General features: G+C 62.6%; 19 protein-coding genes. 6 read left to right on the top strand and 13 right to left on the bottom strand.

The genetic code is table 11. The annotated features are described in order from the left end of the window. Positions 1–169: 169 nt before the first annotated feature. The 5 genes from rpoD to AC57B1_RS28980 all read right to left on the bottom strand — a co-directional run bounded on the left by rpoD (position 170) and on the right by AC57B1_RS28980 (position 6781). Complete coding sequence (rpoD, locus tag AC57B1_RS29000) at positions 170–2572, bottom strand: RNA polymerase sigma factor RpoD (protein ID WP_408183680.1); 2403 nt, start codon at positions 2570–2572, stop codon at positions 170–172. Positions 2573–2664: 92 nt separating this feature from the next. Next, on the bottom strand, positions 2665–4530 hold the full coding sequence (dnaG, locus tag AC57B1_RS28995) for a DNA primase (RefSeq protein ID WP_091804703.1): 1866 nt from the start codon (positions 4528–4530) through the stop codon (positions 2665–2667). Between the two features lie 82 nt (positions 4531–4612). Then, a complete protein-coding gene (locus AC57B1_RS28990; RefSeq protein WP_091804708.1) occupies positions 4613–5059 on the bottom strand; it encodes a GatB/YqeY domain-containing protein in 447 nt (148 codons plus the stop codon). 223 nt (positions 5060–5282) lie between these two features. Next, positions 5283–5495 carry a 30S ribosomal protein S21 gene (gene rpsU, locus AC57B1_RS28985; protein ID WP_028196180.1) on the bottom strand — a complete coding sequence of 71 codons (213 nt, stop codon included), beginning with the start codon at positions 5493–5495 and terminating at the stop codon, positions 5283–5285. A 68-nt stretch (positions 5496–5563) separates the two neighbouring features. Then, positions 5564–6781 carry a BaiN/RdsA family NAD(P)/FAD-dependent oxidoreductase gene (locus AC57B1_RS28980; RefSeq protein WP_091804711.1) on the bottom strand — a complete coding sequence of 406 codons (1218 nt, stop codon included), beginning with the start codon at positions 6779–6781 and terminating at the stop codon, positions 5564–5566. Positions 6782–6903: 122 nt separating this feature from the next. Between AC57B1_RS28980 and tsaD the strand changes: the two genes are divergently transcribed. Next, the gene (gene tsaD / locus AC57B1_RS28975; RefSeq protein WP_408183676.1) at positions 6904–7932 is read left to right on the top strand and encodes a tRNA (adenosine(37)-N6)-threonylcarbamoyltransferase complex transferase subunit TsaD; all 1029 of its coding nucleotides are present in this window, start codon (positions 6904–6906) and stop codon (positions 7930–7932) included. Positions 7933–8004: 72 nt separating this feature from the next. Here the strand turns inward: tsaD and folE2 are convergent, their stop codons facing one another. From folE2 to AC57B1_RS28955, 4 genes are all read right to left on the bottom strand, one after another. Beyond that, positions 8005–8811: a GTP cyclohydrolase FolE2 gene (gene folE2 / locus AC57B1_RS28970; protein ID WP_091804716.1), complete on the bottom strand. Its 807-nt coding sequence runs from the start codon at positions 8809–8811 to the stop codon at positions 8005–8007. Positions 8812–9066: 255 nt separating this feature from the next. Beyond that, positions 9067–10974, bottom strand: a complete 1908-nt coding sequence (gene dxs / locus AC57B1_RS28965) for a 1-deoxy-D-xylulose-5-phosphate synthase (RefSeq protein ID WP_091804719.1) — start codon at positions 10972–10974, stop codon at positions 9067–9069. Between the two features lie 85 nt (positions 10975–11059). Continuing rightward, entirely contained in the window at positions 11060–11941 is an 882-nt protein-coding gene (locus AC57B1_RS28960; protein WP_408348843.1) for a polyprenyl synthetase family protein, read from the bottom strand. Beyond that, positions 11938–12246, bottom strand: coding sequence for an exodeoxyribonuclease VII small subunit (locus AC57B1_RS28955; RefSeq protein ID WP_007178839.1), 309 nt, complete (start codon positions 12244–12246; stop codon positions 11938–11940). Before AC57B1_RS28955 ends, AC57B1_RS28960 begins: the two co-directional genes overlap by 4 nt. Before the next feature lie 287 nt (positions 12247–12533). Here AC57B1_RS28955 and AC57B1_RS28950 point away from each other — a divergent pair, with 287 nt between their 5' ends. Then, the gene (locus AC57B1_RS28950) at positions 12534–13640 is read left to right on the top strand and encodes an aromatic ring-hydroxylating oxygenase subunit alpha (RefSeq protein WP_091804723.1); all 1107 of its coding nucleotides are present in this window, start codon (positions 12534–12536) and stop codon (positions 13638–13640) included. A gap of 120 nt (positions 13641–13760) precedes the next feature. Further along, on the top strand, positions 13761–14630 hold the full coding sequence (locus AC57B1_RS28945; protein ID WP_091804726.1) for a sulfurtransferase: 870 nt from the start codon (positions 13761–13763) through the stop codon (positions 14628–14630). A 124-nt stretch (positions 14631–14754) separates the two neighbouring features. Here AC57B1_RS28945 and AC57B1_RS28940 read toward each other — a convergent pair whose 3' ends face one another. From AC57B1_RS28940 to polA, 3 genes are all read right to left on the bottom strand, one after another. Then, a complete protein-coding gene (locus tag AC57B1_RS28940) occupies positions 14755–15627 on the bottom strand; it encodes a dienelactone hydrolase family protein (protein WP_408348846.1) in 873 nt (290 codons plus the stop codon). Between the two features lie 103 nt (positions 15628–15730). Beyond that, entirely contained in the window at positions 15731–17080 is a 1350-nt protein-coding gene (locus AC57B1_RS28935) for an NAD(P)/FAD-dependent oxidoreductase (protein WP_408348849.1), read from the bottom strand. 168 nt (positions 17081–17248) lie between these two features. Continuing rightward, complete coding sequence (gene polA, locus AC57B1_RS28930) at positions 17249–19990, bottom strand: DNA polymerase I (RefSeq protein WP_496419404.1); 2742 nt, start codon at positions 19988–19990, stop codon at positions 17249–17251. A gap of 1 nt (position 19991) precedes the next feature. On the opposite strand from polA, the gene AC57B1_RS28925 reads away from it, so the two are divergent. Continuing rightward, positions 19992–20735 carry an LOG family protein gene (locus tag AC57B1_RS28925; RefSeq protein WP_091804736.1) on the top strand — a complete coding sequence of 248 codons (744 nt, stop codon included), beginning with the start codon at positions 19992–19994 and terminating at the stop codon, positions 20733–20735. 65 nt (positions 20736–20800) lie between these two features. Here the strand turns inward: AC57B1_RS28925 and AC57B1_RS28920 are convergent, their stop codons facing one another. Continuing rightward, on the bottom strand, positions 20801–21718 hold the full coding sequence (locus AC57B1_RS28920; protein WP_408348855.1) for a transcriptional regulator GcvA: 918 nt from the start codon (positions 21716–21718) through the stop codon (positions 20801–20803). A 97-nt stretch (positions 21719–21815) separates the two neighbouring features. On the opposite strand from AC57B1_RS28920, the gene AC57B1_RS28915 reads away from it, so the two are divergent. Beyond that, a complete protein-coding gene (locus AC57B1_RS28915; RefSeq protein ID WP_408183664.1) occupies positions 21816–22385 on the top strand; it encodes a chromate transporter in 570 nt (189 codons plus the stop codon). Continuing rightward, positions 22382–22912, top strand: coding sequence for a chromate transporter (locus AC57B1_RS28910; RefSeq protein ID WP_091804741.1), 531 nt, complete (start codon positions 22382–22384; stop codon positions 22910–22912). The genes AC57B1_RS28915 and AC57B1_RS28910 overlap by 4 nt, the downstream gene beginning before the upstream one ends. Positions 22913–22927: the final 15 nt, after the last annotated feature.

Here is a 22927-nt window from a genome sequence, read left to right as displayed (position 1 = left end):
AGTCGTTGCTAAGTCCGCTGCTCTAACCAAGCATGAGCTAGAGGCCCTAAAACCTTGATTGGCCGACATACTACACGAAAAAGGAGCCTTCGCAACCGCTTCGATCCGCCGAAACAACCGCGAGGCTCCTTCAAACTACTGCGTCACTACAGTGAATGACCGACCTCGATCAATTCCCTTCGAGGAACGACTTCAGCTTGTCCGAACGGCTCGGGTGACGCAGCTTGCGCAGCGCCTTCGCCTCGATCTGACGGATCCGTTCACGCGTCACGTCGAACTGCTTGCCGACTTCTTCGAGCGTGTGATCGGTGCTCATCTCGATACCGAAACGCATGCGCAGCACTTTCGCTTCACGCGGCGTCAGCGAGTCGAGCACGTCCTTCACAACGTCGCGCATGCTGGCGTGCAATGCGGCGTCGGCCGGTGCAACCGTGTTGTTGTCCTCGATGAAGTCGCCCAGATGGGAATCGTCGTCGTCGCCGATCGGCGTTTCCATCGAGATCGGCTCCTTCGCGATCTTCATGATCTTGCGGATCTTGTCTTCCGGCATTTCCATCTTCTCGGCCAGCGTTGCCGGATCCGGTTCGAGACCGGTTTCCTGCAGAATCTGACGCGAGATACGGTTCATCTTGTTGATCGTTTCGATCATGTGAACCGGAATCCGGATCGTGCGCGCCTGGTCTGCGATCGAACGCGTAATGGCCTGACGGATCCACCACGTTGCGTACGTGGAGAACTTGTAGCCGCGGCGATATTCGAACTTGTCCACCGCCTTCATCAGGCCAATGTTGCCTTCCTGAATCAGGTCGAGGAACTGCAGACCACGGTTCGTGTACTTCTTCGCAATCGAGATCACGAGACGCAAGTTCGCCTCGGTCATTTCGCGCTTCGCCTGACGCGCCTTCAGTTCGCCCGCCGCCATCTGACGGTTGGTTTCCTTCAGGTCTTTCAACGGCAGCACGACGCGCGCTTGCAGATCCAGCAGACGTTGCTGCTGTTCGCGAATGGCCGGAATGTTACGCGTGAGGATCGCGCTATACGCGTGACCTTCACCGACGATCTTGTCGGCCCACTCCAGATCCGTTTCGCTGCCCGGGAAACGCGCGATGAATTCCGCTCGCGGCATGCCGCACTTGTCGACCACCGTGTGCAGGATCTGACGCTCGACCTGACGCACTTCGTCCACCTGTGCGCGAAGCGTGTCGCACAGACGCTCGACGGTGCGCGCGGTGAAGCGGATCGTCATCAGCTCGTTCTGGATCGTTTCCTGCGCCTTCAGATACGACTTGGACTTGTAGCCTTCCTTCTCGAACGCGCGACGCATCTTGTCGAACCATTCACTGATCATCGCGAATTTTTCGAGCGACGCACGCTTGAGCGCTTCCATCTGCGCAGCGTTGGCCGTGGCTTGCGCCGTGCCGTCGTCTTCTTCCTCGTCTTCTTCCGACTCTTCTTCGACTTCCTCGTCTTCGCTCTCGATCGCTTCCGCTTCTTGCGCGGAAAAGCCGTCCGCGTCTTCCGCGTTCGCGTCGATCAGGCCGTCGACCAGTTCGTCGATGCGAATTTCCTCATTCGCGACGCGCTCGGCCATGGCCAGAATGTCGGCGATGGTAGTCGGGCACGCGGAGATGGCCATCACCATGTGCTTCAGGCCGTCTTCGATCCGCTTCGCGATTTCGATTTCGCCTTCGCGCGTGAGCAGTTCGACCGTGCCCATTTCACGCATGTACATGCGGACGGGGTCGGTGGTGCGGCCAAATTCCGAGTCGACGGTGGAGAGCGCGACTTCCGCTTCCTCTTCCACTTCGTCGTCCGAAGAAGCCGCCGGCGCGTTGTCGTTCAGCAGCAGCGTTTCAGCGTCCGGGGCCTGCTCGTACACAGCCACGCCCATGTCGTTGAACGTGCTGATGATGCCTTCGATCGCCTCGGTCTCAGTGAAGTTGTCCGGAAGGTGGTCGTTGATTTCAGCGTACGTCAGGAAGCCGCGCTCCTTGCCGAGCTTGATCAGCGCGCGCAGTTTGGAGCGGCGCTCCTCGAGTTCCTCGACCGTGCCAGGCTGTGACGACGCGAAAGCGTCTTTCAGCAGCGCTTTTTCCTTTGCACGACGGTCGCGAGCCTTGGCCTTTTCCACCTTGGCTGGAGCAGCCGTGGGGGTTTCTTCGCTTTGGGTTGCGTCGTCATCGACGGGTACTTCGTTCAGCTTTTTCGTCATGGAGTTCGCCGTACCGGCTGTAGTCTCGACTCGCGGCTGGTGGACGCCAGCCGGTTGAACCGTGGATACTGGAACCTCGCGCACTACCGCATCGTCCTGCGCGGCAGCCGCTTCCCTTGCGCTTCTGACACCCGACCCCTTCGTGGCCGGTACTGCTACAACTTTCGCCGCCCTGACCGGCTCCGCTCGCGCAGCCGAAGTGGTCGTGGACTTCTTCCCGGCACCCGGTGCAATGCTGGCAGAAGACGCTCTTCTGGCGGAAGAAACTAACTTGGCCTCAGTGACCTTTCTGGTCTGCTCCGTGGAGTTCGTGCCTGTTGCTTTCTTGCCGCCCGCAGTTGCGTCTTTAGTCTTTGCCATCGCATCGCCTTTTCGCCTTTGCTAGGAAAACCCTTTTAAAAACAAACCGCTGGAAACTTTTTATTATAGCACCCAGGCTTCCTTCATTCCGCCTACAGCCCGAGCCGGCGCTTCATGTCGGCCCGCTTCCGATTGAGCTCCGACAGCTCCGCGAATTCCTCCGGCGTGTGCCGGGATTGCCGCGAAAGCTGCTCTAGCCGATCGCAGTATGCGTCGTACCGCATCTTCAGGATCGCCGCCTTCAACTCCTCTCCTACAATCCGTTCCTGCTCGCGCCGTTCCTCGATGACGGTCGCATCCTCCGGGTCTTTCAGCAGCAAATCTCGGACATTTTCATCATAGTCTAGAATTTTGCGAAAGATTTCCTCGAAAGTTGGGGCGTTTGCGCCGTTTCGCAATAGGTCGGACAACAACTGAAACTCCGCCGAATCGCCCAGCGCACGCGCGTGCGTCGTCACTTCTTCGAATAGCTCGCCATGCCGCGTAACCGTAAGGAGCGCCTGTTCGGCCTCCTCGTCCAGTACCGCCACCGTGCGCGGATGCATCACCAGATTGCGCAGCGTTTTTTCCTCGATTCCCGTCACACTGCGCCGGTCTTTTCGGGCCGGCGCGGCGCGAGCGGCCGCCGCGATGCGTGAATCGACCTCGCACAGCGCGGCGACTTCGTCGAACGGCACGTCGAGCCGGTCGGCGAACATATGCATGATCTGCGCGCGCAGCGCATTGGCCGGCAACGCCTGCAGCAGCGGCTTGGCGTCGAACAGCGCGCGGGCCTTGCCCTCCGGCTGATCCAGCTCCTTGCCGGTCAGCACCTCGTTGAGCATGAACTGCGACAGCGGCATGGCCCGCTCGACCTGCTCGGCGAACGCCTCGGTGCCGTATTCGCGCACGTAGCTGTCCGGATCGTGCTCGGACGGCAAGAAGAGGAACCGGATAGTGCGGTTGTCCGCCGCGTGCGGCAAACAGGCGTCCAGCGCGCGACGCGCGGCACGCCGGCCCGCCGAATCGCCGTCGAAACTGAAAATGACCGTGTCGGTCTGGCGCATCAGTTTCTGCACATGAATCGGCGTACAGGCCGTGCCGAGCGTGGCCACCGCGTTCTGGAACCCTAATTGGGCCAGCGCGACCACGTCCATGTAGCCTTCCACGACAAGCACGTAGTGCTGCTCGCGAATCGCCAGACGCGCTTCGAACAGCCCGTACAGCTCGCTGCCCTTGTTAAATAGAGGCGTCTCGGGCGAATTCAAATATTTCGGCTCGCCACCGTCCAGCACTCGGCCGCCGAAGCCAATCACCTGCCCCTTCACATTGCGTATCGGGAACATGATCCGCTCGCGAAAGCGGTCGTACCGGCGGTTCTGACCCTGTGCGTCAGATTTTTCGCTGACGATCACCAATCCCGATTCGACCAGCGAATCGTCACGGTAGTTCGGAAATGCCGCTTCGAGGTTCTGCCAGCCGTCCGGGGCGTAGCCCAGCCCGAAACGGGCCGCGATCTCGCCGGTCAAGCCGCGTTTCTTCAAATACTGGATCGCGACCGGCGCGCTGCGCAGTTGCTTGCGGTAAAAGTCGCAGGCGGTCTGCATGACGTCGGAAAGCGCCGTGGTGACCGCTTTGGACGCCGCCGGCGCATAGCCGCCGGAACCGCCGCCATATCCCGGCGAAGGTTCGTTCGGCACGGTCAAGCCGACCGACTGCGCCAGTTCGTTGACAGCTTCCGGAAACGACGAGCCGACGTGCTCCATCAAGAAACCAATGGCCGTTCCGTGCGCGCCGCAACCGAAGCAGTGATAGAACTGCTTAGTCGGACTAACCGTAAACGAAGGGCTTTTCTCGTTGTGGAACGGGCAAAGCCCCATGAAGTTCGCGCCGCCTTTTTTCAACTGCACGTACCGGCCCACCACGTCGACGATATCGACGCGGTTGAGCAGGTCCTGCAGGAATGACGGAGGAATCACAGTAAATGACGCTACCTGAAAGGCCCGAGGCTGCGCGCGCCGCCCGTCGAGCGGCGGCACGCGCAGACCGGAAAAACAGAGCTTACTTCGCGAGCGCGGCTTTGACCTGCGCCGAGACGGCGGTCATGTCCGCACGGCCGGCCAGCTTCGGCTTGAGCACGCCCATCACCTTGCCCATGTCCTGCGGACCCGCTGCGCCGGTTTGCGCGACCGCCGCCTGCACTTCGGCGACGATCTCAGCCTCGGACATCTGTTCCGGCATATAAGCCGACAGGATCGCCAGTTCGGCCTTTTCCTTGTCGGCCAGATCCGTGCGGCCAGCCGCTTCGAACTGGCTGATCGAATCTTTGCGCTGCTTGATCATCTTGTCGATCACAGCGGTGATCGCGGTGTCGTCGAGCGTGACGCGCTCGTCGACTTCGCGCTGCTTGATCGCGGCGAGCAACAGGCGGACCGTGCCGAGACGCTCGGTTTCACGTGCCCGCATGGCGGCCTTCATATCGTCGTTGATCCGGTCCTTGAGACTCATCACTCACCTGAATGCGTTGGAATTTGAAAAACCGGCCGGCCTAACCGCATCAACACGAATACCCGCTTGGGACTGCTTCCTCAAGCGGGTTGGCACAATGTGCGTTGTGGGTGCGACCCTGCCGGCTGGCCCGAAGGGCCTTGTTTTCCGTGATGGCGCCTGCTGTGCCGTCACCGGTTGGATGTCGCCGCTCCGTTCGACCGGAACCGCGGCAACGCCAGAATCAGTAGAACTTCTTTGGCAGCATCTGGCCACGCAGACGCTTGAAATGACGCTTCACCGCAGCCGCCTTCTTGCGCTTGCGCTCAGCCGTAGGCTTTTCGTAAAACTCGCGAGCGCGAAGTTCCGTCAACAAGCCGTTTTTCTCCATGGTGCGCTTGAAACGGCGCATGGCAACTTCAAACGGCTCGTTGTCTTTTACGCGGATGGTCGTCATTTTTCAATAACGGAACTTTGTAAAGGTTCAGGAGTATAGCAGAGCTTTCTCACAAAGCCAGAGCGCCGTCAAGCCCCTCTGGCATACTCCGCAGCCGCCTGGCCGGCGGCCACGCCCGAGGCCCAGGCCCACTGGAAATTGTAGCCGCCCAGCCAACCGGTGACGTCCACCGCCTCGCCGATGAAGTACAAGCCCGGCGCGCGCGCGCTCATCATCGTCGATGACGACAGGTCGCGCGTGTCGACGCCGCCGCGCGTCACTTCGGCTTTGCGATAGCCTTCCGTGCCGTTGGGGGTGAGCGTCCAGCGCGACAGGGCCTCGCCGACCCGGCGCAGGGTTTTATCCGGCAAATCGGCCACACGGGCTTCGGCCGGAATCTGATGAGCTTCCAGCCAGACATGGGCGAGCCGCTGCGGCACCCACTCGGACAACAGATTGGCGATCTGGCGCTTCGTGCCGGTCTTGGCTTCCAGTAAAGCGGTCGTGGCATCCTGCTCGGGCAACAGGTTGATGTGAATCGGCTCGCCGGGCTGCCAGTAGCTCGAAATCTGCAGCACACCCGGGCCGGACAGGCCGCGGTGGGTGAGCAGCAGATCTTCGTTGAATTGCGCGCCGGTCTTCTTGTCGCCGGTCGCGAGTTGCACTTCCAGTGAGACGCCGGACAGCGCCGAGAACGGCTCCCAGTCCGCTGCGGCGAAGGTCAGCGGGACCAGCGCGGGGCGCGTATCGATCAACTTGTGACCGAACTGCTTGGCAAGACGGTAGGCGAAATCCGTGGCGCCGATCTTCGGAATGGATAGCCCACCGGTTGCGATCACGAGCGCACGCGCGCTGATCGGTCCCGACTGCGTATCCAGCGTGAAGCGCCCTTCCGCGTCTTGCCGCACCGCTTCCACGGACAGCGGCGTACGCCATGCCACACGGCCCGCGTCGCATTCGTTCTTCAGCACGTCGATGACGGCGTCGCTCGACTGATCGCAGAAGAGCTGGCCTTTGTGCTTCTCGTGCCACGTCACATGATGGCGCTTGAGCAGCGCCATGAAGTCGCGCGGCGTGTAGCGCGCGAGCGCCGAGCGGCAAAAATGCGGGTTGGCCGACAGGTAGTTGGCCGGGCCGGCATACAGATTCGTGAAGTTGCAGCGCCCGCCGCCGGAGATGCGGATCTTCTCCGCGAGGCGCTGCGAATGGTCGATCAGCACCACGCGGCGGCCGAGCTGCCCGGCCACGGCCGCGCACATCATCCCGGCCGCGCCTGCGCCGATCACTGCGATATCGAAGGATTCCATGCGGTCGCATTGTACCTGTGCGTCTGCGGCCCTTCTGGCGCACTGCTATACTTTCAGGCTTGCTTTTTCACTTTCGGGCGCCGCAGTGTCATTACGCGTGCGTCCGCCCAGGCCCACCCATCATGCTCGTTCTCGGCATCGAAAGCTCCTGTGACGAAACCGGTCTCGCGCTCTACGACACGGAGCGCGGCCTGCTCGCGCACGCGCTGCATTCGCAAATTGCGATGCATCGGGAGTACGGCGGCGTGGTGCCGGAACTGGCGTCGCGCGATCACATCCGGCGCGCGCTGCCGCTGCTCGAAGAGGTGATGGAACGCGCCGGCACGGCCCGCGGCGACATCGACGCAATCGCCTACACGCAAGGCCCGGGGCTCGCGGGCGCGCTGCTGGTTGGCGCGAGCGTTGCCAACGCACTGGCCATGGCGTGGGACAAGCCGACCATTGGCATTCATCATCTGGAAGGGCATTTGCTCTCGCCATTGCTGGTGGACGAGCCGCCGCCATTTCCGTTCGTCGCGCTGCTCGTGTCCGGCGGTCATACGCAGTTGATGCGCGTGACGGACGTGGGCGTCTACGAGACGCTCGGCGAAACGCTGGACGATGCCGCCGGCGAAGCCTTCGACAAAACCGCCAAGCTGCTCGGCCTCGGTTATCCGGGCGGCCCGGAAGTCTCGCGCATGGCGGAATTCGGCACGCCCGGCGCGGTGGTCCTGCCGCGCCCCATGTTGCATTCCGGCGATCTCGATTTCAGCTTCAGTGGCCTGAAAACCGCTGTCCTTACGCACGCCAAGAAGCTTGGCGGCGCCAACATCTGTGAGCAGGCGAAAGCCGATCTGGCGCGCGGTTTCGTCGACGCGGCGGTCGACGTGCTGGCCGCGAAGTCGCTGGCGGCGCTCAAGAAAACCAAACTCAACCGGCTGGTCGTCGCGGGCGGTGTCGGCGCGAACCGGCAACTGCGCGAGGCGCTGTCCGCCGCCGCGAAGAAGCGCAATTTCTACGTGCACTATCCGGACTTGTCGCTATGCACGGACAACGGCGCGATGATCGCGCTGGCCGGCGCTTTGCGCCTGCAACGCTGGCCGGATCAGTCGGGCAAGGACTACGCGTTCACGGTGAAACCACGCTGGGATCTGACGTCCCTCGCACGCTGAGTGCCGTCATCGTTGAATTGAAAAAGCCGCTTCAAGAAGCGGCTTTTTTCATGCAGTCGGCAAACCCGCGCATCAACCGGCGCGCTTATCCCGCTCGATCACCGCATAGGCGCTGTGATTGTGAATCGACTCGAAGTTCTCGGCTTCGAGCACATAGGCGACGATCCGCTCGTCCGCATTCAGTCGCTGCGCGACGTCACGCACCAGGTCTTCGACGAACTTCGGATTTTCGTAGGCGCGCTCGGTGACGAACTTCTCGTCCGGGCGCTTGAGCAAGCCCCACAGTTCGCACGAGGCTTCTTCTTCGGCGATACGGATCAGCTCTTCCACGGCGACGTCGCCGGCCAACTCGGCGTTGATCGTGACGTGCGAGCGCTGGTTATGCGCGCCGTACTGCGAGATCTTCTTCGAACACGGGCAGAGGCTGGTAACCGGCACCTGCACTTGCAGGAACAGGCGCGTTGCGCCGTTGCGGGTCTCACCCGTCAACGTGACTTCGTAGTCCAGCAGACTTTGCACACCCGACACCGGCGCGGTCTTGTTCACGAAGTAAGGGAAAGACACTTCGATGCGGCCCGCCTCGGCTTCGAGCTTTTCGAGCATCGCGGCGAGCATGGTGCGGAACGTTGCGGGCTCAAGCGGCGCCTTGTTCTCTTCGAGCAACGCGACGAAACGCGACATGTGCGTGCCTTTCTGATCAGCCGGCAAATGCACGTCGAGATTCCATGTGCCGACCGTCGGCTGAACCTCGCCGGCTTGCGTGCGCACTGTCAAAGGATGGCGCACGGCCTTCACGCCAACCCGTTGAATCGGGATCTGGCGGGTGTCGGGCGTGCTTTGCACGTCGGGCATCACAAAGGCGGGATTCATCTGGTTCATTGTCTTGTCCTTTCAGGAAACGCCGGGCCGCCCCGAGTCTTCCGCCCCGGAGAAAGTCACTTTGGGGGCTTGCGCCTTTGGGAGCTGCCGCAAGGCAACAGCCTTCGGGGCGCTCAGCGGCCGCGCGAATCCAGGCGCGCAACGGCAAACGCCGGCCCCTGCCGGCGTCGAATAATGGGCCCGAAGGCCCACCGATTCAAGTTGGAGATTGCTATGGCCGCCATAGCATGACGGCCGCGCAGCAAGCAGCGCCGCTTAAGCGACGCGCTTCACCGACGACTGGCCGCCGACTGCGCCGCTCAACAGAAAACGCTCGCGGATCGACTTGGCAATGCCCGCGGCGTCGAGACCGCACGCGGCGAGCAGCTTGGCCGGATCTCCGTGATCGATGAACTGATCGGGGAGGCCCAATTGTAGTACCGGCCGAGTAACCCCACTGGCGAGCAGGGCTTCCACGCACGCCGAACCCGCGCCGCCCATCACGCAGCCTTCTTCGACTGTGACGATAGCGTCGTGCGTTTCGGCCAGTTGACGGACCAGATCAGCGTCCAGCGGCTTCACGAAGCGCATGTTCGCGACCGTCGCGTCCAGTTGCTCGGCCGCTGCGAGCGACGGCGCGACCATCGTGCCGAACGCCAGGATCGCAATGCGCTTTCCAGCCGGCTGCGACGTTTCGCGACGAATCTCACCCTTGCCGATCGGCAGCGCGGCCATTTGCTTGACGGTGGCAACACCCGTGCCGGCGCCACGCGGATACCGCACCGCGGTCGGATTCGGCTGCTGCAATGCCGTGTACAGCATCTGGCGGCATTCGTTTTCGTCCGACGCGGCCATCACCGTCATGTTCGGGATGCAGCGCAGGAACGCCAGGTCGTAAGCGCCGGCGTGCGTTGCACCGTCCGCGCCGACGAGCCCCGCGCGGTCGATCGCGAACACCACCGGCAGGTTCTGCAGTGCGACGTCGTGAATCAGTTGGTCGTAAGCGCGTTGCAGGAAGGTCGAGTAGATCGCGACGACCGGCTTCATGCCGTCCGCAGCGAGGCCACCGGCGAACGTCACTGCGTGTTGCTCGGCAATGCCGACGTCGAAGTACCGATCCGGGAAGCGCTTCTCGAACTCCACCATGCCCGAGCCTTCGCGCATGGCCGGCGTGATGCCGACCACGCGCGCGTCCAGCTCGGCGGCGTCGCACAGCCATTCGCCGAACACCTGCGTGTACGTTTTCTTCGACGGCGTGGTGGCCGGCTTGATGCCCTCGGCCGGATTGAACTTGCCCGGACCGTGGTACAGCACCGGATCAGCCTCGGCGAGCTTGTAGCCTTGGCCCTTCTTCGTCACCACGTGCAGGAATTGCGGACCGCGCAGTTCCTTGATGTTCTGCAGCGTCGGGATCAGCGAATCGAGATCGTGACCGTCGATCGGGCCGATGTAGTTGAAGCCGAACTCTTCGAACAACGTGGCCGGCACGATCATGCCCTTCGCGTGCTCTTCGAGCTTACGCGCGAGATCGAGCATGGGCGGCGCGACACGCAGCACGCGTTCGACGCCCGCACGCGCGGCGGCGTAGAAGCGGCCCGACATCAAACGCGCCAGATGGCGATTCAGCGCGCCGACCGGCGGCGAAATCGACATGTCGTTGTCGTTCAGGATGACCAGCAACGGCACGTCGTCTTCGACGCCGGCGTTGTTCATCGCCTCGAACGCCATACCGGCCGTCATTGCGCCGTCGCCGATCACGGCGATGCCCATGCGGTTGTCGCCCTGCAGCTTGCTCGCGACCGCCATGCCGAGCGCCGCGGAAATCGACGTGCTGGAGTGCGCCGTGCCGAAGGTGTCGTATTCCGACTCGTCACGCTTCGGGAAGCCCGAGATGCCACCCAACTGACGCAGCGTGTGCATCTGGTCGCGGCGACCCGTCAGGATCTTGTGCGGATAAGTTTGATGGCCCACGTCCCAGACGATCCGGTCGTGCGGCGTGTCGAACACGTAGTGCAGCGCAATGGTCAACTCGACTGTGCCGAGGTTGGACGAAAGATGGCCGCCCGTCTGCGATACGCTGTCGAGCACAAAGGCACGCAACTCGTCGGCAAGCGGTTGCAATTGGCGGCGATCGAGGCGGCGCAGTGCTGCCGGGTCGTCAATGGTTTTCAGCAAGTCGTACATCGTCGTTCCATTGTAGGAAAACTTACGCGCCCGCACTTCATACATGCGCCCCATGACGGAGGCGCGCGGCGGCGGGCTTTCGCGTTCAGCTAACCCGGTTCACCACCAGGTCGGCCAATTCGGCAAGACGCTGTGCGCGTGCGCCAAACGGCGCCAGCGCAGCGTGGGCATCGCTGCGCAGCTGTGCCGCGAGCGCGCGCGACGCGTCGAGTCCAATAATCGACACGTAGGTCGGCTTGCCGTCCTTCGCGTCTTTACCAGCCGTTTTGCCGAGCGTCGCGGAATCGGTCGTGACGTCGAGAATATCGTCGACGACCTGAAACGCGAGGCCGACAGCGGCCGAATATGCGTCCAGCGAACGCATGGCTTCCGCGCTCGGCGTTTCGCCCGCGAGCGCGCCCATGCGCACCGCGGCACGCAACAAGGCGCCGGTTTTCATGCGGTGCATGGTTTCGAGTTGCACGCGCGTCAGCGTGTGGCCGACGCTCGCCAGATCGATGGCCTGCCCGCCGCACATGCCGATCGAGCCGCTCGCCAGCGCCAGTTCGCGCACGAGCGCGGCCTGTTGCGCCGGGGCCAGCACGTCCGATGTCAGCGCGACGAACGCCTGCGATTGCAGCGCATCGCCGACCAGCAATGCCGTGGCTTCGTCATACTTGACGTGTACCGTGGGCTTGCCGCGACGCAGCGCGTCGTCGTCCATGCACGGCATGTCGTCGTGGACGAGCGAGTACACATGAATCATTTCCAGTGCCGCCGCTGCCGCGTCGAGGCATTCGGCGCGCGCGCCGGTCAGCTCGCCGGCCGCGTGGCACAGCAGCGGGCGAACCCGCTTGCCGCCGCCCAACACCGCGTAACGCATGGCTTGATGCAGCGTGGCGGGCTCGGTTGCCTCAGTCGGCAGGTAATGTTCTAGTGCCGTTTCGACGCGCTCCAGCACCGAGCGCATCCATTGTTCGAATGTCATAGGTCGTCCCCGCTCTCAGTAGCGGCTGTGCCTGCGGTATTCATGGGCAGCGGCTTGAGCGTCTCGCCGTCGAGCACGCGCACCTGCTGCTCGACCTTCTCGAGCTGCTGCTGGCAAAACGCCACGAGGGCCGCACCACGCCGGTAGGCGGTAAGCGACTCCTCGAGGCTGAGATTGCCGCTTTCCATGCGCGCAACCAGCCCCTCCAGCTCCGCCTGAGCGGCCTCGTAATTCTCGGGCAGCGGCGTAGTGTCGACGCCTTCGGCTGGCGTGGCAGCAGTATCTTTCGACGCGGTCTTCGCCATGAATAGTCGCAAAATTAAAACAAGTCGGACATTCTACGGCAAAAGCGACATTTCCGATCCGCTCGCCGGCCTACGCCCCGCCTTCCGGCTCTCCGCTGCCCTACCAGTCTCGCAGAAAAAAAGTGATCGGTCTGCGGCGAAAAGGTCGAACTTACTTGACATTTTTGACCCAAATCAGGCACTTAAGCGCCCCAAGAAAGGCGAAACGGGTATAATCGCGGGCTCCCTAAATCGAAACCTTCGATGGTTGGGTTGTTCACTGCTTTCACGTCTTCACGGGAGTGGGAATGTCCAATCTGAGCAATGCATTGCAGTTGCGGTCTGTCCACAGCCAGCTGCCAGTCACGGCTTACTTTGACGAAGCGCTTCTAACGCGCGAAATCGACACCCTTTTCAAGAAAGGTCCTCGCTACATCGGCCACGATCTCATGGTGCCCGAAGCGGGGAATTATTTTGCTTTGCCGAGCGAGAGCGAAGGGCGTGTGCTCGTCCGTAACCAGCAGTCACAAGTCGAACTGCTGTCGAACGTGTGCCGCCACCGGCAAGCCATCATGCTCAACGGCCGCGGCCAGACGGAGAATATCGTCTGCCCCCTGCATCGCTGGACCTACGACCTGAACGGCCAGCTCCTCGGTGCGCCGCATTTCGCGGATAACCCCTGCCTGAACCTCGGCGCCACGCCGCTGCAGAACTGGCAAGGCCTGCTGTTCGAAGCGCAGGGGCGCGACGTCGCGCGCGATCTGGCGCGTCTCGGCACCAAGGAACATTTCGATTTTTCGGGCTTCATGTTCGATCACGTCGAAGTCCACGAGTGCAACTACAACTGGAAGACCTTTATCGAGGTCTATCTGGAGGACTATCACGTCGCGCCGTTCCATCCGGGCCTCGGCAGCTTCGTCAATTGCGACGACCTGACGTGGGAGTTCGGCGACTGGTACAGCGTGCAGACGGTCGGTGTGCACAAGGATCTGGAGCAGCCGGGCAGCCCGACGTACCGCAAGTGGCACGACGAAGTGCTGCGTTTTCGCGGCGGCAATCCGCCGGAATTCGGCGCGATCTGGATGGTGTACTACCCGGGCATCATGATCGAGTGGTATCCGCATGTGCTGGTGGTGTCGTGGCTGATTCCGCGCGGTCCGCAGAAAACCACCAACGTGGTGGAGTTCTATTACCCTGAGGAAATCGCGCTGTTCGAACGGGAGTTCGTCGAAGCCGAGCGCGCCGCCTACATGGAAACGGCCCGCGAAGACGACGAGATCGCCGAACGCATGGACGCTGGCCGCCGTGCGCTGATGAATCGCGGCGAATCGCAGGTCGGCCCGTATCAGAGCCCGATGGAAGATGGCATGCAGCACTTCCACGAGTTCCTGCGGCGTGAACTCGGCACGATCTGATTGGCGCCTGCCCGGATTCCTCAGGCAGCACGCGCGCATGGAAAGACGGACTTCGGTCCGTCTTTTTTGTTTAGACTAACAACATAGCTCGGCCGCCATCGCCAGTATCGAGGAGACGTCATGCCCCACACTCATTACACCACTCTGATCTCCGCGGCCAATCTCGCGGAACGCCTCGCCGCCGCGCCGGGCAGCGTGTTCGTCATCGATTGCCGTTTCGATCTGGCCGACCCCGAAGCGGGCGAAAAAGCCTATCTGGCCGGACATCTGCCCGGCGCCCATTACCTGCACCTCGATCGCGACCTGTCGGGGCCGAAGAACGGCCAGAACGGCCGCCATCCGTTGCCGGATCGTGCGCGGCTGGTGGAGACGCTGGAGTCGCGAGGTCTGAAGCAAGGACAGCAAGTCGTCGCCTATGACGCGCAAGGCGGCATGTACGCCGCCCGTGCATGGTGGCTGCTGCGCTGGCTCGGTCACGACGCGGTCGCGCTGCTCGACGGTGGACTGCAAGCATGGGAGGCCGGTGGCCATCCGCTGACGCAGGACGCGCCCGCGCAGAACACCGGCGACTTCAAAGCCGGCGCGCCGCTGTCCGTCACGGTCGATGCGCAAACGGTCGAGCGCAATCTGGGCTCGAAGGAACGAGTCGTGGTCGACGCGCGCGCGGCCGACCGCTATCGCGGCGAGAACGAGACGCTGGATCGTGTCGGCGGCCACATTCCCGGCGCGCTCAACCGCTTCTTCAAGGACAACCTCACCGCCGACAGCCGCTTCAAGCCGGCTCATACGCTGCGCGAGGAATTCCACGCGCTGCTCGCCGACACGCCGCCGGAGCACGTGATACTGCAATGCGGTTCCGGCGTGACGGCCTGTGTGAATGCGCTGGCGATGGAAGTCGCCGGCCTGCACGGCGCGGCGTTGTATGCGGGATCGTGGAGCGAGTGGAGTTCGGATCCGAAGCGGCCCATCGCAACGGGCCCGAATCCTTGAGCGTCAAGGTCGGCGCCCAATAGACGAGAAGTTGGAAAAAGGCCGTTCAACCGCGCTCAGGCAGCAACGGCCTTCTTGAACCGCGAGCGCGAGGGCTCGCCGGTCAGCGTAAAAAACAGGCGGTTCAGGCTACGCCATGCTGCTTGAACCACGCCAGCGTACGGCGCCAGCCGTCTTCCGCGTCGGCCTTTTTGTAGCTGGGGCGGTAATCCGCGAAAAACGCGTGACCCGCATCTTCATACACGACGAACTGCGAACCGCGTCCCACTTGCGGACCTTGCGCGATGGCCTGCTTCATCTGTTCGAGCGTGTCCTGCGGAATGCTCTGATCCTGCAACCCATAGAGTCCCAGAACCGGCGCATGAAGCTGCGCGACCTCGTCGAGAGGATTGGCCGGCGTGATCGCGTTCTTTGCGCCCGTTACTCGCCCATACCAGGCGACGCCCGCCTTCAGTCGCGGGTTATGTTCGGCGTACAGCCATGCAATGCGCCCACCCCAGCAGAAGCCGTTCACGCCTAGGCGGTTCAGATCGCCGCCGTGCTCGCCCGCCCAGGCAACCGTCGCGTCGAGATCGCCGATGACCTGATCGTCCGGCACCTTGCTGACCAGTTGCTCGTTGAGCTGCTGCATGCTCGTATAAACGGTCGGATCGCCCTGCCGCTCGTACAGATTCGGCGCGATCGCGAGATAGCCCTGCTTGGCGAAGCGCCGGCACACGTCGGCGATATGCTCGTGCACGCCAAAAATCTCGTGCACGACGATGATCACCGGCAAGTGCGTTTTACCCTTCGGCTGCGCGCGGTACGCCGGCACCAACGTGTCGCCGGAACGCACCGCCACTTCGCCGGCTTCAAGACCGTCGCTGTCCGTATGGATGGTTTGCGCGGATACCGGCAGCACGGCGGCGGCGAATCCGGTGCCGAGCGCTGCTTTAATGAAAGTGCGACGGTCGAAGGGGACGTGCGGGACCAGACTGTCGATCTCGGGTTTCAGCATGCAGCGCTCCTCGGTTGAACGTTAGAGGCAACAGGATACGCCTGACACGCATCCTGTTGCAGAAGCAACGTTTCCGGGCGCCGACCGGGCGCGGCAGCCCAAGTCAGTGGAGCTTGACCCGCGGCAGCGTTGTCCGGCGTAACCAGTGCGCGAACGTATCGAGCACCATCCGCGCGTAGCCGTGCAGCGCGGCGATATGCAGCCGGTACAGCGACATGTACATGAAGCGCGCGAACAGCCCTTCAATCAGCATATTGCCGCCGATCACCCCGCCCATCAGGTTGCCGACGGCGCTGAAATGCCCGAGCGACACCAGCGAACCAAAGTCGCGATAGGTAAATTCCGGCAACGGCTTGCCATCGAGCCGCGCCGCCAGCGCCTTCATCAGGAAGCTTGCCTGCTGGTGAGCCGCCTGCGCGCGCGGCGGCACGTTGCGCTCATTGCCCGGCCACGGACAAGCGGCGCAATCGCCAAGCGCGAAAACGTTGTCGTCGATTTCGGTTTGCAGCGTGCGGCGCACGACGAGCTGGCCCAGACGATTCACCGGCAGGCCGTCGAGCTGGCTCAGCACCGCCGGCGCCTTGATACCCGCCGCCCACACCGTCAAATCGGCGCGCACGGTTTTGCCGCTTGCGGTGCGGATCAGGCCCGGCGCGACTTCGGCCACGGTTTCGCCGATCATCAGCTTCACACCGAGCTTGGTAAGCAGTTCGGCCGTAGCTGTCGAAACCCTTTCCTGCAGAGCCGGCAGAATGCGCGGCCCCGCCTCGATCAGCACGATCCCGACGTCATGCCGCGGATCGAGCTTATGCAGGCCGTATGCGGACAGCACCTGCGCGGTGTTGCGCAATTCCGCCGACAGTTCCACCCCCGTTGCGCCGCCGCCGACAATCGCCACCTGAATGCGCGGCTCGCCCGTGGACGACGTGCCCGGACCCGATTCGACGGGCTCGTGCACCTGATGTTCGGCGCGCATGCACGCCGCGATCAGGCGTTTGCGGAAACGCTCGGCCTGGCTGACCGTGTCGAGCGCAAGGGAGAATTCGGGCGCACCCTTTACGCCGAAGAATGCGGTCGTGCTGCCGATCGCGATGATCAGCGTGTCGTATTCAAGCTCTCGTTCGGGTAGCAGTTCGGCGCCGTCGTCGTCGAGCACGGTTCCAAGCGTGAGGCGCTTGTTCGCGCGGTCGAGGCCCGTCAGTTCGCCCTGCTGAAATTCGAAGCCATGCCAGCGCGCTTGCGCCGCATATTCGAGTTCCTGCGTGAAGGGGTCCATGCTACCGGCCGCCACTTCGTGCAACAGCGGCTTCCAGATATGCGTCGGATTCCGGTCGACGAGCGTGACCTGCGCCCGCACGCTGCCCTTGTTCTTGTGGGGTGCGTAGCGATCGCCCAAACGCGTCGCCAGTTCCAGTCCCCCCGCGCCTCCGCCAACGACGATAAAACGATGCATTGAACTCTCCGTGTTTGCCGATGGGTTATGCGTCGCCGCGACGCGCACGAGATCTCACCCGAGCGCGCCGCCTTTGAGCGATTGTCCGCGAGCAACACGGGTTGTCACAAGCCATCAATGCGCATGTGTGACATGCGCACGACGATATCGCGCCCCGTCATACGCAAGTCAATGCGCTTCTTCCCAGTTCAGGCCGGCGCCCACTTCGGCGACCAGCGGCACCTTCAGGTCCGCGACACCGCACATCAACTCGGGCAAGCGCTTGCGCACGTCGGACAATTCCGCGTCCGGTACTTCGAGAATCAGTTCGTCATGCACCTGCATGATCATGCGCGTACCGATCTTCGACTCTTCGATCCATTTCTGCACCGCGATCATCGAGAGCTTGATCAGATCGGCGGCCGTGCCTTGCATCGGCGCGTTGATCGCGGCGCGCTCGGCGGCCTGACGGCGCGGACCGTTGCCGCCGTTGATCTCGGGCAGCCACAGGCGGCGGCCGAACACCGTTTCGACATAACCCTTGGCCTTCGCGCTCACGCGTGTTTCGTCCATATAACGCGCCACACCCGGATAACGCGCGAAATAGCGGTCGATATAGAGCTTGGCCGCGTCGCGCGTGATGCCGAGGTTCGAGGCGAGCCCGAACGAACTCATGCCGTAGATCAGACCAAAGTTGATGACCTTGGCCACGCGGCGCTGGTCGTTCGAGACTTCGAGCGGCGTTACGCTGAATATCTCCGCCGCGGTGGCGCGGTGAATGTCTTCCCCTTGCGAGAACGAACGCAGCAACGATTCGTCGCCCGAAATGTGCGCCATGATGCGCAATTCGATCTGCGAGTAGTCCGCGGAGACCAGCTTGTGCCCCGGCGGTGCAATAAACGCTTCGCGAATACGGCGGCCTTCGCCGGTGCGCACGGGAATGTTCTGCAAGTTCGGATCGTTCGATGCCAAACGTCCCGTCACCGCCACGGCCTGCGCATAGTTCGTATGCACACGGCCCGTGGCGGCGTTGACCATGCGCGGCAGCTTGTCCGTGTAGGTCGATTTCAGCTTCGACAGGCCACGATGTTCGAGCAGGATCTTCGGCAGCGGAAAGTCTTCAGCGAGTTTTTGCAACACTTCTTCGTCCGTGGACGGTGCGCCGCTCGGGGTCTTCTTGACCACCGGCAACTCCAGCTTCTCGAAGAAGATCTGCCCGATCTGCTTCGGCGAACCCAGATTGAATTCGCCGCCGGCCAGCACATACGCCTCGCTTTCCAGCTGAATGAGACGCGTGGCGATTTCGCTGCTTTGCTGACGCAGCTTCTCCGCGTCGATCAGCACGCCCGTGCGTTCCATCTTCCGCAGCACGCGCGAGGTGGGCAGTTCGATGTCGCGATAGACGTACTCGAGCGTTTTCTCCGCCGCCACCTGTGGGTACAGCACCTGGTGCAGCCGCAAGGTGATGTCGGCGTCTTCCGCTGCGTATTCCGCGGCCTTGTCCAACGCGACTTCGTCGAAGCCGATCTGCCCCGCGCCCTTGCCCGCCACCTCTTCGTACTTGATCGTCTTCACACCGAGATGACGCAGCGCGAGGCTGTCCATGTCGTGCGTGCGATGCGATTCGACCACGTACGATTGCAGCAGCGTGTCGTGTTCGATACCGCGCATTTCGATGCCGTAGTTCGCCAGCACCTGCTCGTCGTACTTGAGATGCTGGCCGACCTTCTTGTGCTGCGCGCTTTCGAGCCACGGCTTGAGCTTTGCGAGCACTTCGTCGCGCGGCAATTGCACGGGAGCGTCCGGGCCGCGATGCGCGAGCGGCACATAGGCCGCACGGCCTGCCTCGACCGACAACGACAGCCCCACGATCTGCGCGACCATGGGGTCGAGCGAGGTGGTTTCCGTATCGAAGGAGGTCAAGTCGGCCGCGTTGATCCTCTCGAACCACGCGTCGAACTGCTCCCACGTCTGCACGGTGTCGTAATGGCGCTCGTGATCCACCGACAAAGCAGGCGCCACGTCAGTTTCCGGACCTTCCACGGCGTCCGCGATTTCCACTTCGCGCAGCCACGTCTTGAAACCGTGGCGCGTGAACACCTCGCGCAATTCCTCGCGCGATTCCGGCCGGCTTTGCAGGCTTTCCTCGATCGACACGATATGGTCGGTCATATCGCAGTTGCGATCCACCGTGACGAGTTTCTTCGCCATCGGCAGAAAATCGAGCGCACGGCGCAAATTGTCTCCTACCGCACCTTTAATTTCGTCCGCATGTGCGACGATGCCATCCAGCGACTCGAATTGCGTCAGCCATTTGATCGCTGTTTTCGGCCCGCATTTCTCGACGCCCGGCACGTTGTCGACGGTATCGCCGATCAACGACAGGTAGTCGATAATGCGCTCCGGCGGCACGCCGAACTTGGCGAGCACACCGGCGCGGTCGAGCGTTTCGTTAGTCATCGTATTGATGAGGGTGACATGATCCGACACAAGCTGCGCCAGATCCTTGTCACCCGTCGACACGATCACATTCATGCCACGCTTTTCCGCTTCGGTGCTGAGCGTGCCGATCACGTCGTCGGCCTCGACACCTTCTATCATCAGCAACGGCCAGCCGAGCGCGCGCACGGCCACATGAATCGGCTCGATCTGGCGCGAGAGATCGTCCGGCATGGACGGGCGATTCGCCTTATAGTCCGGATACCAGTCGTCGCGAAACGTTTTGCCCTTGGCGTCGAACACGCACGCGCTATACTCTGCTGTGACTTCCTTGCGCATGCGCCGCAGCATGTTGATCATCCCGTAGAGCGCCCCTGTCGGACCACCGTCGGGGCTGCGCAGATCAGGCATCGCATGGTAGGCCCGGTACAGATAACTCGAACCGTCGACCAATAGCAGGGTCTTACCTTCAAGGCTTCGTTCTTCAGGCATTATGACTAAGAGAAAAGTGATTCCGAGTCTGCGATCACTCGCAGATCAAGAGCGCGCAACGGCCAAAAAGGCCCGCGCATCGTGGCAGATGTTCACGATTATGGCAGAGTTTATCGAGGCGACCGAGTACCTCTCGGAGATTCGCCCGGCGGTCAGCATCTATGGTTCGGCTCGCCTGAAACCGAACTCGCCCTACTACAAACTTGCCACGCAAATCGCGCGCAAGCTGTCCGACGCCGGCTTTGCGGTGATCTCGGGCGGCGGCCCGGGCATCATGGAGGCGGCCAACAAGGGCGCTCATGCGGGTAAGGCCCCGTCGGTCGGTCTGAACATCGAATTGCCGCACGAGCAATCGGGCAATCAATGGCAAGACATCTCGCTGCGCTTCCGCCATTTCTTCACGCGCAAGGTCACGTTCGTGAAGAACTCGGACGCCGTGATCGTCATGCCCGGCGGCTTCGGCACGCTGGACGAACTTGCCGAAGTGCTCACGCTCATCCAGACCAAGAAGTCGCGTCATGTGCCGATCATTCTGGTGGGCGCGGAGTTCTGGGAAGGCCTGCTTGCGTGGTTCAAGAACTCGCTCACGCCCATGGGCCTGATCAACCCGGCCGACATGGACCTGATGCAGGTCATCGACGATCCGGACCAGGTGCTCGAAGCGGTGCTGAAGTTCTATGAAGACCGCGAAGAAACCGAGCCGCAGCCGACCAAGTCGGATGAGGACCGGATGTTCTATCTGTGAGTCCGCGCGCTTCGCGCTGCGGCGCGAAGCGAATGCAACTCCATGCGCCATGAACACGCAGATCACTAACGGGTAGCCTCGAGGCTGCCCGTTTCCTTTTCGCGGGTTTGATCGCCTTGCGCTTGCAACCATTCGCAGAACTGCTCGACTAGCGGCGCATGCGCGACCTCGCGCCGTGCGACCCACCAATAGCCGCGTGCATCGATGCGCGGGCCCGCCAGCGGCACCACGAGCCGACCCGACGCCAGTTCATCCGAGAGCAGGGGCAGCGGACCGAGCGCGACACCAAGGCCGTCCACCGCGGCCTGCAAGGCCAGATAGAAGTGATCGAACGATTGCTTCTTGCGGCATTTCACCATCACTCCAGCCGCCGATAACCAGTTGCTCCAGGCATCCGGCCGCGTGTCGGAATGCAGCAGCACGTGCCGTGCGAGATCGTCGGCGACGTTGATCGGCGAGCGCTGCAATAGCGCCGGACTGCACACGGGAATCTCGCTTTCGCCCAGAAAATGGCCGCTCATGCAGTTGGGCCAGTGTGCGGGACCCCGACGAACCGCGACGTCGAAGCCGTCCAGGGTGTCGACCGGCGCGTTGGAGGTCGACAGTCTCAACTCCACATTCGGCACCTTGCGCTGGAACTGATGCAGGCGCGGCAGCAGCCATTTCATCGCGAACGTGGGCAACGCATTCACGCGCAGCACATGGACCACGCCGGTGTCGCGCAATTGGTCCGTTGCACGCGCGATGCTGTCGAACGCGGCCTGAACGGTGGACAGGTAGCGCCGCCCTTCCTCGGTCAGGCGCACGCGTTTGCCGCGACGATGGAACACCTGCACGCCGAGCCACGTTTCAAAAGCCGCGACCTGCCGGCTGATTGCACCATGCGTCACATGCAGCTCGGTCGCCGCGGCGGTGAAGCTTTCATGCCGCGCCGCGGCTTCGAAGGCGCGCAGCGCCGGAAAAGGAGGAAGGTTACGAGCCATGCTTGTGATTCTAGATCACAAGCCGGCGCTCAAAAATCGTTTTGCCCGCCGCGGGTTCGGCGCTAACCTCCTGAGCTTGAACTGGAAGCGAACCGATATGGACCACGATCTCACCTTGTCCGAGCCCGCGCTGGCGCCCACGCCCACCGTGCGGGAAATCTTCGGCGGCTTTCTCGGCCTCGGGCTGATCTCGTTCGGCGGCGCACTGCCGCTGGCGCGGCGCGCGCTGGTCGAACAACGCCGCTGGCTGAGCGCCGACGAATTCACCGACCTGCTCGGCCTATGCCAGTTTTTACCGGGCGGCAACGTGATCAATCTCTCGGTAGCAATGGGTATGCGCTTTCGCGGCGTGCCGGGCGCACTGGCCGGCCTGCTCGGACTGATCGCGGGACCGTCGCTGGTGGTGATCGGCCTTGGCGTGCTGTACGAACACACGCAGAACGACCCGCACGTTCGCCATCTGTTTGCCGGTCTTGCCGCAGCGGCTGCCGGCCTGCTGATCTCGATGGCCGTGAAAATCCTGCTGCCGTTACGGCATAGTCCGATGGCCGCGCTTATCGCGGCACTCGGCTTCATTGCGATTGCGATCATGCGTCTACCGCTTCTGCCCACCATGCTCGTGCTGACGCCGCTCAGCATTTACATCGCCTCGCGGAGCGCACGATGAACGACACGCTCATTTCCCTCGCCGTTATTTTCAGCCAGCTTTCGCTACTGGCGTTCGGCGGCGGCAACACGATTCTTCCGGAGATGCAGCGGCAAGTGGTGGATGTGCATCACTGGATGCCGGCCAGCGAATTCAGCGCCCTGTTCGCGCTCGCGCAAGCGGCGCCCGGTCCGAATCTGATGATCGTCACGCTGGTCGGCTGGCATGTGGCCGGTTGGGCGGGCATGCTGGTGACCTCGGTGGCAAAGTTCGGGCCGTCGTCGCTCGTGACGATCCTTGCCATGCATGCGTGGGAGCGATTCAAGGACCGCCCGTGGCGTCGTTACGCGCAATTGGGACTGGTGCCGGTGACTGCCGGCATTGTCGCCGCGAGCGCGGCGCTGATTGCCGAAGCGTCGAACCCGACGGCCATTGCGTGGGCGATTACCGCCTTCACCGCCGTGATGGCGATGAAGACGCGCATTCATCCGCTGTGGCTGCTGGCAGCCGGCAGTTTGATCGGGCTGACCGGCTTCGGGCAGCTTTGATCGAACAAAGGCGAG

Source organism: Paraburkholderia sp. BGA-UO-ETr-F21, from assembly GCF_059567925.1.
This window is presented reverse-complemented; position numbering and strand designations above follow the sequence as displayed.